This window comes from Rugamonas rivuli, from assembly GCF_009380165.1.
Lineage (GTDB): Bacteria > Pseudomonadota > Gammaproteobacteria > Burkholderiales > Burkholderiaceae_D > Rugamonas > Rugamonas rivuli.
The window spans coordinates 426,188-438,198 of record NZ_WHUF01000006.1; the positions used below are offsets into that span (position 1 = coordinate 426,188).

Consider the following 12,011-nt stretch of genomic DNA (forward strand, 5'->3'; position numbering starts at 1 on the left):
CGTAAGCATAACATTGTCGCGGCATGCCCGGTGTGGCAAACATCGTTGGAACGCTAGGCGCTGCGGGTGGCGGTGGCCGGCGAAATCGACGCCGCGCGCCAGGCCGGGCCGTACACGGCGGCGATGCCCAGCGCCCAGAACACGCCGGCGCCGGCGATCAGGTAGCCGGCCGGCAGCCGCGCCATTTCCAGCTGGCTCACCAGCAGCTGGTTCAGGCCCAGCGCCAGCAGCACGCCGGCGCCGACGCCGACGCTGGTGATCATCACGTTCTCGGTGATGAAGTAGCGCAGGATGTCGAGCCGGCGCGCACCCAGCGCGCGCCGCACGCCGATCTGCTTGCGGCGCTGCGTGACCCACAGGCTGGCCATGCCGACGATGCCGCTGGAGGTGATCAGCAGCAGCAGCACGCTGACCGTCACCAGCATCCACGCCAGCGCGTTGTCGGCACGGTAGCGGTCGCGGCGCAGTTCCACCATGGTCTTGACCTTGACGATCACCGGCGTCGGCGACGAGGCGCGCAGCGCCGCCTCGGCCTCCTTGACCACGCGGTCCAGCTGGCCCGGCTCGGCGCGCAGCGTGTAGACGCTGGCGTCGTCGCCGGTCAGGCGGGTTGGCACCATGGTGGAGAATTCGCCGCGCTCGCCGATCTGGGCGTTCGGCGATTGCAGCCGTTCGACCACGCCGACCACGCGCGCGTCCCTGGCGTCGTCGCCGACCCCGAAGTAGAAGGTCTTGCCGACGAAGCTGGCCGCGCCCGGCCACAGTTTCTCGCCCTGCTGGCGGGTGATGATGGCGACCTTGGGAAACTCGTTGCTGGTGTTCTCGTCGACCTCCAGCACCTCGGCGGGCAGGAAGTCGCGGCCGTCGACCAGTTGCAGGCCCCAGGTCTTCACCAGCGAATCGGCGGTGACGAAGGTGCTGGTGGTGAGGGTGGACTTGAATTGCTTGCGGTCGGTCGCCACGCCGGTGTAGTTGCCCGAGCGCGACAGCGGCATCTGCGAGGTGGACGCCACCGAGAGCACGCCCGGCACCGCGCGCAGGGTGTCGGTTTCGCGGTGCTGCGCCGCCAGCTGTTCCTGGTGGTTGCCTTTTTGCAGGCGGCGCACTTGCACGGTGAAGACATCGGCTTCGTTGGCGATGCCGCTGGCGCGCGCCGACACGGCCTGGCGCACCTGCACGATGTGCAGCGCGTTGGCCAGGATGCCGAGGCTCAGCGCGACCTGCACGGCCACCAGGATGGGGCCGGTCTTGTTGCGCAGCAGCGCAGACAGGATGGGACGGATTTCCATGATGATTCCTTATTGGGATTTGAGTTGCATGGCGGGCGTGACCTGGCAGGCGCGCCAGGTCGGCAGCAGGCCGGCCAGCACGGCCGACAGCACCGCCATCGCGAAGGTGGTCAGCAGCATGATCCAGTCCATATGGGCCACCACCGTCAGCGCCGTCGACTGCATCGCGATCAGCGCCAGCGCGCCGAAGGCCAGCGCCAGGCCGAGCACGCCGCCGACCAGGCCGACCACCGTGGTCTCGATCAGGAATTGCTGGAAGATCTCGCGGCGCGAGGCGCCCAGCGCGCGGCGGATGCCGACCTCGGCGGCGCGCACCGAGAACTTGGCCAGCAGCAGGCCTATCGTGTTCACCAGGCACAGCACCAGGAAGCCGAACGCCAGCCAGGCCGACAGCTTGTTGTCGTTGCCGACCACCTTCATGAAGTCCAGCCATTCGCGCACGTCGTACAGCCGGTTGGCGGCGTTGCGCTTCAGGCGGCCCAGCTTGCGCTGCTCGGCGGCGTAGCTGTCGAGGTAGTTCTGCAGGCTGGCGCGGTCGCTGGCGCTGCGGGTCTCGAACCAGAACTGGATCCAGGTGCATTCGGAATCGATGAAGGCCTGGTAGCCGGGGCCGATGTCGTCGGTGCAGCTGGTGCTGCCGTTGCGCTGTATTTCATTGCGGATCGCCGTGGTGAACGGCACAAACATGTCGTCCTCGTCGCTGAAGGCGCCGTCGGCGCTGCCGATGATGCGGTGGAAGCGCGGCACCACGGTCCATTTGTCGAGCACGCCGACGATCTGGTATTGCTTGCTGCTCAGGGTGATGCGCTTGCCGACCGGGTCGGTGTCGCCGTAGAGCTTGTCGGCCAGCTTGCGGCCCAGCACCACGACGTTGGCGGCGGCCTTGTCGTCGGCGGGGCTCCAGGCCTGGCCGTGCCGGAAGGGGGCGTCGAACATATTGAAGTAGTCGCTGGCCACGGCCAGGCCGCGCGTGGTGAACACGCCGATGTCCTTGCGCTCCGGCTCGACCGCCACGCTGGCGCCGTAGATGGCCGTGGCGCGTTCGGCCGCTTTGCTGTTGAGGAAGTTCTTGGCGTCGGTGTAGCTCAGCTGGTTGTCGTTGGGCTCGTCGCCGGGCTTGTAGCTTTGCGGCGGGCCGTTGTCGACCAGCGGCACGAACAGGCGGTCGCTCTTGTGCGGGATCGGGTCGCCCGACATCACGTGCAGGATGGTCAGCGTGGCGACGCTGGCGGCCACGCCGACGGCCAGCGTCAGCACCATCAGCGCGGTCAGGGCCGGGTTGCGGCGCAGGCTGCGCAGGCCCAGGACGAAATAGTATTGGAACATATGGCGCTCCTTATGCGACATGGGTTTTGCCGTCGGCGTGGGCGTTGGCGTCGAACAGCGACGGCGCCTTGCGCACCAGGTCCGACACCTGGCCGTCGATGATGTGGACGTTGCGCTGCGAGCGCACCGCCAGCTCGGGATCGTGCGTCACCATCAGGATGGTCGTGCCCTGGGCGTTGATCTCTTCCAGCAGCTCCATCACGCCGCGCGCCATCTGGGTGTCCAGGTTGCCGGTCGGTTCATCGGCCAGCAGCAGTTTCGGCGAGCCGGCCAGCGCGCGCGCGATCGCCACGCGCTGCTGCTGGCCGCCCGACAGCTCGGCCGGGTAGTGCTTCATGCGCGAGGCCAGGCCGACCTTGGCCAGCGCGTCCTCGATGCGCTCCTTGCGCTCGGCGGCGTTGAAGCCGCGGTAGCGCAGCGGCACGTCGACATTGTCGAACAGCGACAGGTCGGGGATCAGGTTGAAGCCCTGGAAGATGAAGCCCAGTTTTTCGTTGCGCAGGCGCGAGCGGGCGTTGTCGTCCATGCCCTTGACGTTGATGCCGTCGAGGATGTACTCGCCGTCGGTGAATTCTTCCAGCAGGCCGGCGATGTTGAGGAAGCTGGTCTTGCCGGAACCGGAAGGGCCGGTGACGGTGACGAACTCGCCCTGCTTGACGTTGATCTCGAAGCCGCGCAGCGCGTGGGTTTCGATCATGTGGGTACGATAGACTTTGCTCAGGTTTTGCATGCGCAGCATGGAGGGCCTCTGGGAAAAAAGTTATTGGTTGATCGAGACGCGTTCGGCGTTCTCGAAGGTTTCGGTGCCGGAGATGACGACCTTGTCGCCCTGTTTCAAACCGCCGAGGATCTCCACTGCGGAGACGCTGGTGGCGCCCATCTTGATCGGGGTGCGGATGGCGATGCCGTCCCGGACTACATAAGCGAAGCGGCCGCCTTCGGATTCCACAAACGGGCCGCGCTGTATCATCAGCGTGTTGGGTTTCTCGTCGATCAGCAGGCGCGCCGTGACGCGCTGGTTCTGGCGCAGCCCGGCCGGCTGGGCGTTGCTGAAGCGCACCCGCGCCAGCACCTGGTTCTTCACCACCTCCGGCGACAGCGCCGACAGCTTGGCGACGGCGGTGCCGGTGCCGTAGTTGACTTCGGCGTTCATGCCCAGGCCGATGTCGGACACATAGGTCTCCGGCACTTCCAGCTCGACTTCCAGGCGCGACAGGTCGACCAGCGTCATCAGCGGCGCATTGGCCGGCACCACGCTGCGGTTGGCCACCGACAGCGTGCCGATGAAGCCGTCCACCGGCGCGCGCACGGTCAGCTCGTCGACGCGGCGCTGGGCGTTGGCCAGCGACAGGCGCTGGCGGTCCAGCTCATTGATCTTGGTCTTCAGTTCCAGCGCGACGTTGTCGCCTTCCAGCTCGGCCGCCTGGCCGGCGTGCTTGGCGCGGATCTCGGCCGAGTTCAGCGCGTCCTTGGCCTTCTGGTATTCGATCTTGGCGATGATGCCTTCGTTGGAGACGGCGTTGTAGCGCTCCAGCGTGCGCAGCGCGGACAGGCGGTCGATCTCGGCGGTGTCGGCGTCGCGGCGGGCCAGCAGCTTCTGCTTGCGGGCCAGGATCTGCTGGCGCGCGACTTCGGCTTCCAGCTGCAGATAGCTCGATTGCTCGCGCTTGAGCGCATCGGTCAGGTCGGGCGATTCCAGCACCGCCAGGATGTCGCCTTTCTTGACCGTGTCGCCGGCGGCGGCCTTCAGCGTCACCGTCGCCGGCGAGGCGGAGTACAGCGTCGGGCTGATGGCGGCGACGATGCGGCCGTTGACGGCGGCGTCGCGTATCAGCGTGCCGCGGCCCACTTCGGCGATGCGCAGGCGCGAGATGTTGACCGAGTGGTCGCTGCCGCGCCACGAGTGGAGCACGGCGTAGGCCACCGCCACCAGGGCGATGGCTCCGACGGCGAAAACGAGGCGGCGCTTGACGGCATGCCCTTTCGGGGTGGCGATGACTGCATCTTGATTGGAGGTGTCGCGTATCATGGTCGTATCGATGTGTAGAGATATGCAACATTATGCAGAAAGCGTGCCAGCTTGTAAGGCATTGATTTTATTGAATATTGCAGTTTTCGTTCATTGTCCGTACGCCTGTCCGGGCGTCCGGGCTGTCCGCCCGCGCTTGATAAAGTGTCAAGCGTGACCATCTGTGGCGCTGTCGCCCCCACCCGAGTACCGAATGAGCCTGCTTTCCAGCCTGACCCGCCTCCTGTTGCCGGCCGAAGCGCCGGTCGTCGATTATCCCTTCGTGCCCAGCGACGTCGCGCTGTACCGGCGCACCGCCCACCCCGACGCCGACGCGCTCGACGAGCAAACCTGGGACGACATGCTGCTGCCGCAGTACAGCGCGCAGCTGGCGCGGGAGACCAGCATCTTCGGCCAGCAGGAACTGCACCGGCGGCTGCATGCAGATGGCGGCGGCGTGGCGGCGTCCGCCGTCCGCGTGCGGACACTGGCGCAGGACGCCGGACAACGGCAGCAGCTGCACGCCGCCTGCACCGGCCTGCGCCGCGCCGACCGCGAGATCAGCGTGGCGCTGTTCGGCGCCGAGCCTGCGCCGGCGCCGCGCTGGACCGGGCTGCTGCCGTGGCTGCCTCCGGCGCTGCTGCTGACGGTGGTGCTGGCGCTGGCCACCGGCGTGGTCGCGCTGTGGGGCGTGGTGCTGGGGCTGTGGCTGCTGTTGACGGTGGTGCAGGTGCACTACCACGAGGCGGTGGAGGAGTGGACGCGCATCCTGGCCACATTGCAGCAGATGCTGCGCGCCCACAGCCTGCTGGCCGCGCTGGACGATCCGCTGACCGCCGGCCTGCGCGAGGACGCGGCCCGGGCGGGCAAGCTCAATCGCCGCATCGCGCAGTCGGCGGTCGGCAACCTGCCGGGCATGCGCGAGTACCGCGACTGGCTGTGGCTGATGAATGTGCGCCACTACTTCGCCAGCCGCGACGCGGTGCGCGCCGAGCTGGCGCTGCTGCGCTCCAGCTTTGAGCGGGTGGCGGCGCTGGAGGCCGACCTGGCGCTGGCCCGGCACCTGGCGCAGACGCCGCGCTACTGCTGGGCCGAGCAGGGCGGCGCCGTGGCGCTGGAGCAGGTGGTGCATCCGCTGCTGGCGCAGGCCGAGCCGCTGACGTTCGCGCTGGCGGGGCAGGGCGCCTTTATCTCCGGGCAGAACGGCATCGGCAAGAGCACCTTGCTGCGCACGGTGGGGCTGAACCTGATCCTCGCGCGCGCCTTCGGCTTCTGTTATGCGGAGCGGGCCGTCACGCCGCTGCTGCCGGTGTATTCGAGCATGCAGAGCGAGGATGCGCTGGAAGGCGGCGAGAGCCTGTACATCGCCGAACTGCGCCGGGCGCGCGAGCTGCTGGCGCTGGCCGAGCGCGCGCCGGCCGTGTTCATCATCGACGAGATCTTCCGTGGCACCAATCACCTGGAATCGATCTCGGCGGCGGCGGCCGTGCTGCACACGCTGTCGCAGCGGGGCACGGTGATCGTCTCCTCGCACAACCTGGTGCTGGCGCCGCTGCTGGAAGACCGCCTGGCGCCGTGGTGCGTCAGCCGCGTGGGCGATGGCTTGCGCGTGGCGCCCGGCGTGCTGCAGGAAACGAACGGTATTTCGCTGCTGGCGGCGCGTGGTTTCGATCAGGCGATCTCGGCCAAGGCCGGACGCGTGTTCGATTGGCTGAGCACGCAGGCGCATAGCCCCGTATCCCGGGCGGGCGGTTTTTTCGATTGAGTTATTTAAAAAGTAAGGTTAGTATATTTGAATTGCATATAAGTAAAAATTGGTTTCTTATAAAGAGACCAATGCATGCAATGTCCTGAAACTTAACCATACTTTTGAGGGCAATACCCATGTCGTCCACGACTTTCGAAATCGAAAAGCTGTACATTGAATTCTTCAATCGCCCTGCCGATGCCGGCGGCCTGCAGTTTTACGTCAATGCAGTCAACAACGGCGCGACCATCACCCAAGTCGCCCACGCCATGGAAAACTCGGCCGAGTACAAGGCGAACTTCACGACGCAGTGGTCCACCGGTGTGGACAGCAGCGTCGACCATGCTTTCATGAACATGTTCGACCACCATGCCAGCATGCAGGAACTGAACGTATGGGGCTATAAATTCATGGACGCCCTGGTCAACCACACCCCGACCTCCGACGTCATCATGCAAATCGCCGATGCCGCCACCGGCGCCGATCTGCAGCATCTGATGCAGAAAGTCACCAACGCCCTGCCAGTGCAACTGGTGGGCGTGCAATCGCACGAAGTGCACGACGTCGCCATCGCCTAAGCTGGCCGGCATCCGCAACCGGATCCAGGCAATCCGGTTGCGGAGTTGATTTCCCCAAAAAATTGGCCTATGATTTCTGTAATGACAGAAATTAAGGAAATTCCATGACGCTCGCGCCGACCATCCAAAAGTACATCCTGCACTGGGGGGAGATGGGCACGCGCTGGGGCGTCAACCGCACGGTGGCGCAGATTCATGCGCTGCTGTTCCTGTCCAACCGCCCGCTGCCGGCCGAGGAGATCGCCGACACGCTGACCGTGGCGCGCTCCAACGTCAGCAACAGCCTGAAGGAGCTGCAAGGCTGGGGGCTGGTGCGCATCGCCCACATCGCGGGCGACCGCCGCGACCACTTCGTCGCCTTGCAGGATGTGTGGGAAATCTTCCGCGTCATCGTCGAAGAGCGCAAGAAGCGCGAGATCGACCCCACGCTGACCGTGCTGCGCGAATGCGCGCTGGAAGCCGGCAACGATCCCGCGCTGGAACAGGCCACCAAGGTCAAGATGGACCAGGTGCTGGCTTTCCTCGAAATGCTGACTGCCACCTACGGCGACTACAAACACCTGCCGCCCGCCACCATGCAGCGCTTCCTGAAAATGGGCGGCAAGGTGGCGAAGCTGCTGGGAGGCGACTGACATGAGCGCGCTGACGCTGTACTACGACGGCCACTGCGGTTTCGCCCGCAACCGCTATCGCATCTCCGGCTGGCTGGGCCATCCGGCTTGTGCCGATGGCGTGTGCGCTTACAAGCATCCTTTGCGCTAATTTTTTCACTTGATATTTCTGTTTTTACAGAAATCACGGACAACATCATGACGACGAGAACCTGGCTGGTGCGGTGGATCTACATGACGGTGGCGGCGCACTTGGTGGTCGGCGTGCTGCTGCCGCTGTGTGCGGGGGCGGCTGTCACGGAAGGCTACCGTCGCGGCATCGAGGACTTCTTCTTCGGCGCGGATGCGCCGGCCGCCGGCAAGGCGCTGCATGTGTGGTGGATCTCGCTGTTCGGTCCCACGGTGCAGGCGGCGGCGATCTGGATGGCCGGCCTGGCTGTCATCGGCGACAAGCAGCGCAACGCCTTTGCCTGGGCCATGCTGATCCTGGGCCTGCTGGTGTGGGCGCCGCAGGACATGTTGATCTCGGCGCGCGCGCATTGCTGGATCAATGTGTGGATCGATACGCTGGCGCTGGCGGTCATGCTGCCGCCGCTGCTGTGGCTGTGCAAATTCGACCTGGCGTTCAAGCATGGAAAGACAAAGGCATGATGATCCCCTCCGAAGGTGAGCTGTTCAAGAAAATCCTGGGGCCGGAATGGTGCCGGCTGCATCCCGATATCCAGGCCCGCTTCGACAAGAATCCGGCGCCGGGCAAGCCGCTGAACTACACCGGCCGCCTGAGCGAGCTGACCTGCTCCGGCATCGGACGGGTGCTGGGCTACCTGACCATGCCGCTGATTCAGGGCGCGCTGATGCCGTACAACGACGCCGATTTCCCGGTCGATATCCAGGTCTATTCGAAGCCGGATTGCGCGTCGATCTTCAAGCAGCGCATTTACCGGCTCAACGGCCGCAAGCCGGTCATGTTCACTTCCTTCATGGCGGAGAGCCGCAAGGGCGAGGTGCTGGAGTATGTCGGCATGGGGCTGGGCATGAAGCTGGTGCTGGACGTCCGCGACGGCAATTTGCATTTCGAAAGCGACGGCTACTTCTGGCAGGTGCTGGGCGTGCGCATTCCGCTGCCGGGCGTGCTCACGCCGGGCAAGACCTATCTTTGCCACCGCAATAACAACGCCAACCAATTCGACATCCGCATCGAGATCCGCCATGCGCTGTTCGGCACGACCTTCACGCAGGCGGGCGTGTTCCGGGAGGTGATCGCATGAATACCCATTTGCTGGCGCTGCAACTGATGGCTTTCCAGGGCTGCCTGGGGGCCTTCGACACGCTGTACCACCACGAGCTGACCGAGGCCTTGCCCGGCCGCGCCACCGCACGCCGCGAGCTGGCTATCCACGCGGTGCGGGCGACGATCTACAGCGCCTTGTTCATCGGCCTGGCCGGGTGGGCGTTCCACGGCGCGTGGGCGCTGGTGCTGCTGGCCGTGTTCACGATAGAGATCGTGCTGACCCTGTGGGACTTCGTGGTCGAGGACCGCACGCGCCTGCTGCCGGCGACCGAGCGCGTGACCCACACCGTGCTGGCGATGAACGGCGGCGCCTTCATCGCGCTGCTGGCGCTGAACACGCCCGGGTGGTGGGCGATGCCGACGGCGTTGGCGTGGCAACCGCATGGCGGCTTGAGCGTGTTTCTGGCGCTGTGCGGCGTGGGCGTCGGCTTGTCCGGCGTGCGGGATGCGTTTGCCGCGCGGGCCATTGGCAGGTTGGCGTTGCGCGAGCAGGCGAAGGTCAACTTCGGCGGGGCGGATCGCAGTTTCCTGATCACCGGCGCCACCGGTTTTATCGGCCAGCGCCTGGTGCATGCGCTGCTGCGTGACGGCCACCGCGTGACCGTGCTGACCCGGCAAGCGCGCCAGGCGGCGTGGCTGTTCGATGGCCGCGTCGATTGCGTGGGCAGCATGGCGCAGTTGCCATCGTCGCGCCGTTTCGATGTGGTGATCAACCTGGCGGGTGCGCGCATCCTGGGCTGGCGCTGGACGGCGGCGCGGCGGGCGGCGCTGCGCGCCAGCCGTGTCGGACTGACGGACAAGCTGGTGGCCTGGATCGCCGCCGCCGAACACAAGCCGGCGTTGATGGTATCGGCATCGGCCATCGGCTACTACGGCATCCAGCGGCGAGGCGACGATGCCGTGCTGACCGAGGGCGACGCGCCGCAGCCGATGTTCATGTCCGACCTGTGCCGCGAATGGGAGCAGGCGGCGCAAGGCGCGCTAGCCCATGGCGTGCGGGTGGCGTGCACGCGTTTCGGACTGGTGCTGGGCACGCAGGGCGCGCTGCCGATGATGCTGCTGCCCATCAAGCTGGGGCTGGGTGGGCCGCTGGGAGGCGGTGCGCAATGGCTGTCGTGGATACACGTTGACGACGTGATCGGCGGCATTGCGCATCTGTGCCGCACGGGCGGGGCCGGCGTCTACAACTTCACCGCGCCGGAGAGCCTGACGCAAGCGCGGTTCAGCCGCGTGGCGGCTGGCGTGCTGCGTCGTCCGTGCGGATTCCCCACGCCGGGCTGGCCGATGCGGCTGGTGCTGGGAGAGCAGTCCGACTTGCTGCTGGAAGGCCAGCGGGTCGCCCCTGCGCGGCTGCTGGAGGAAGGCTATGCATTCCGCTATCCGCACCTGGACGGCGCGCTGCGCAACCTTGAATAACTGACGGAGTAGGCATGAGAGTACTGATACTTGGGGCGACAGGGTTGATTGGCGTCCATGTGCTGCGGGCCTTGCGCGCTGACGGCTGCACCGTGATTGGCGCCAGCCGCCACCGTCCCGCCGATGAGCGCCCCGAAGACTGGGTCGAGATGGACTTCGGCAGCATGGCCAATGAAGGCGACTGGCTGCCAGTGCTGGCCGGTGTGGATGCGGTGGTCAATTGCGTCGGCATCATCCGCGAAGTGCAGGCCGGCGATTTCGACCGCCTGCACCGCGCCGCGCCGGTGGCCCTGTTCGCGGCTTGCGAGCGCCTCGGCGTGCGGCGCGTGGTGCAGATGTCTGCGCTGGGCAGCCACCCGGACGCGGCTACAGGCTACTGGCGCAGCAAGGGCGCGGCGGATGCCGATCTGCTGGCGCGTGGGCTCAGCGCTACCATCGTCCGGCCGTCGCTGGTGTATGGCGAAGATGGCGCCAGCAGCGTCATGTTCCGCATGCTGGCGACCTTGCCGCTGCTGATGCTGCCGAAGGCACATGAGGCCAAGGTGCAGGCGATCCACGTCGACGACCTTGCGGCTGTGGTGCTCAAGCTGGTGACGATGGAGGGTGAGGCGCCGCGTGTGCTGGCGGCGGTCGGTCCGCAGGCGACGACGATGGCCGGCTATCTCGGCGCGCTGCGCGGCGGCATGCAGGCAGCGCCGTCGTTGGTGCTGGATTTGCCGATGCCGATAGCGCGGCTGGTCGCGCGCGCGGCGACGTTGATGCCATCGAGCGCGCTGACGCCGGAATCGCTGCGGATGCTGGCGCAAAGCGCCGACGGCGGCAATACCGCCGACGCGGCTCCCGTTGCCGCGCTGCTGGGGCGTCCGCTGCGCGATCCGGCGCGGTTCACGCGGCCGGCGCTGCGCATCGCCGCAGCGTGGTCGTGGGCCGAGCCGCTGGTGACGATGGTGGTCGCCATGCTGTGGTTGATCACCGCGTGGGTCTCATGGTTCGGCTGGCCGCATGCGGAAAGCGCGGCCTGGCTGGCGGCCTGCGGCGTGCCGACCGGCCTGCAGGAGCCGATGCTGCTGGCGGCCAGCCTCATGGATGCCGGCGTCGGCGTGCTGCTGTTGCTGCGACCGCGCCGCTGGCTGTGGGCGGCGCAGCTGGCGCTGGCGGGCGGCTACACCGTCATCATGAGCGTTTGCCTGCCTGCGTTCTGGCTGCATCCGTTTGGCCCGCTGAGCAAGAACCTGCCCTTGCTGGCGTTGATGTTCCTGATGTGGAGAGTGAGTAAATAATGGACTACCTTGCGATCAAATGGCTGCACATCCTGTCGGCCACGCTGATGTTTGGCACCGGCTTCGGCACGGCGTTCTATATGTTCTTTGTCAACCGCAGCGGCAATGTGCAGGCGATGGCAGTAGTGACGCGGCTGGTCGCCAAGGCCGACTGGTGGTTCACCACGCCGGCCGTCATCATCCAGTCGCTGTCGGGTTTGTGGATGATCCATCTGGCAGGCTTCCCGTTCACGTCGACGTGGATAGTTTGGTCGATAGCGTTATACGTTTTGGCCGGCGCTTGCTGGCTGCCGGTGGTCTGGCTGCAACTGCGGATGCGCGACATGGCGGTGGCTGCCGCGCACAGCGGCGAAGCGCTGCCTGCGCGCTATTGGCGTTACGAGAAAGTCTGGACCGCGCTCGGCTTCCCGGCCTTCGCCGGCTTGTTGGTGGTCTATTGGCTGATGGTGCATAAACCTGCCTGAA

13 protein-coding genes are annotated in these 12,011 nt (G+C 66.2%); 9 read left to right on the forward strand and 4 right to left on the reverse strand.

Annotated features, from left to right (window positions below):
- Positions 1–53 precede the first annotated feature (53 nt).
- From GEV01_RS23430 to GEV01_RS23445, 4 genes are read right to left on the reverse strand one after another with little or no spacing between them, the layout of a single operon-like run.
- Positions 54–1,289, reverse strand: a complete 1,236-nt coding sequence (locus tag GEV01_RS23430) for an ABC transporter permease (protein ID WP_152807894.1) — start codon at positions 1,287–1,289, stop codon at positions 54–56.
- Between the two features lie 9 nt (positions 1,290–1,298).
- Entirely contained in the window at positions 1,299–2,615 is a 1,317-nt protein-coding gene (locus GEV01_RS23435; protein WP_152807895.1) for an ABC transporter permease, read from the reverse strand.
- A 10-nt stretch (positions 2,616–2,625) separates the two neighbouring features.
- Positions 2,626–3,354, reverse strand: coding sequence for an ABC transporter ATP-binding protein (locus GEV01_RS23440; protein ID WP_008444242.1), 729 nt, complete (start codon positions 3,352–3,354; stop codon positions 2,626–2,628).
- 21 nt (positions 3,355–3,375) lie between these two features.
- On the reverse strand, positions 3,376–4,644 hold the full coding sequence (locus tag GEV01_RS23445) for an efflux RND transporter periplasmic adaptor subunit (RefSeq protein WP_152807896.1): 1,269 nt from the start codon (positions 4,642–4,644) through the stop codon (positions 3,376–3,378).
- Between the two features lie 193 nt (positions 4,645–4,837).
- On the opposite strand from GEV01_RS23445, the gene GEV01_RS23450 reads away from it, so the two are divergent.
- The 9 genes from GEV01_RS23450 (at position 4,838) to GEV01_RS23485 (ending at position 12,010) form a co-directional block, all read left to right on the forward strand.
- A complete protein-coding gene (locus GEV01_RS23450) occupies positions 4,838–6,388 on the forward strand; it encodes a MutS-related protein (RefSeq protein WP_152807897.1) in 1,551 nt (516 codons plus the stop codon).
- Positions 6,389–6,507: 119 nt separating this feature from the next.
- A complete protein-coding gene (locus GEV01_RS23455) occupies positions 6,508–6,948 on the forward strand; it encodes a DUF4214 domain-containing protein (RefSeq protein WP_152807898.1) in 441 nt (146 codons plus the stop codon).
- Between the two features lie 104 nt (positions 6,949–7,052).
- Positions 7,053–7,580 (forward strand): GbsR/MarR family transcriptional regulator, encoded by a 528-nt coding sequence (locus GEV01_RS23460; RefSeq protein ID WP_152807899.1) that lies wholly within the window; start codon positions 7,053–7,055, stop codon positions 7,578–7,580.
- Between the two features lies 1 nt (position 7,581).
- On the forward strand, positions 7,582–7,710 hold the full coding sequence (locus GEV01_RS31350) for a hypothetical protein (protein ID WP_268878371.1): 129 nt from the start codon (positions 7,582–7,584) through the stop codon (positions 7,708–7,710).
- A gap of 47 nt (positions 7,711–7,757) precedes the next feature.
- Entirely contained in the window at positions 7,758–8,210 is a 453-nt protein-coding gene (locus GEV01_RS23465) for a cell division protein (RefSeq protein ID WP_152807900.1), read from the forward strand.
- On the forward strand, positions 8,207–8,827 hold the full coding sequence (locus tag GEV01_RS23470) for a DUF4166 domain-containing protein (RefSeq protein ID WP_152807901.1): 621 nt from the start codon (positions 8,207–8,209) through the stop codon (positions 8,825–8,827). Before GEV01_RS23465 ends, GEV01_RS23470 begins: the two co-directional genes overlap by 4 nt.
- Entirely contained in the window at positions 8,824–10,266 is a 1,443-nt protein-coding gene (locus tag GEV01_RS23475; protein ID WP_152807902.1) for a TIGR01777 family oxidoreductase, read from the forward strand. The genes GEV01_RS23470 and GEV01_RS23475 overlap by 4 nt, the downstream gene beginning before the upstream one ends.
- Positions 10,267–10,280: 14 nt before the next feature.
- Positions 10,281–11,546 (forward strand): SDR family oxidoreductase, encoded by a 1,266-nt coding sequence (locus GEV01_RS23480; protein ID WP_152807903.1) that lies wholly within the window; start codon positions 10,281–10,283, stop codon positions 11,544–11,546.
- On the forward strand, positions 11,546–12,010 hold the full coding sequence (locus GEV01_RS23485) for a DUF2269 family protein (protein WP_152807904.1): 465 nt from the start codon (positions 11,546–11,548) through the stop codon (positions 12,008–12,010). The genes GEV01_RS23480 and GEV01_RS23485 overlap by 1 nt, the downstream gene beginning before the upstream one ends.
- Position 12,011 lies beyond the last annotated feature (1 nt).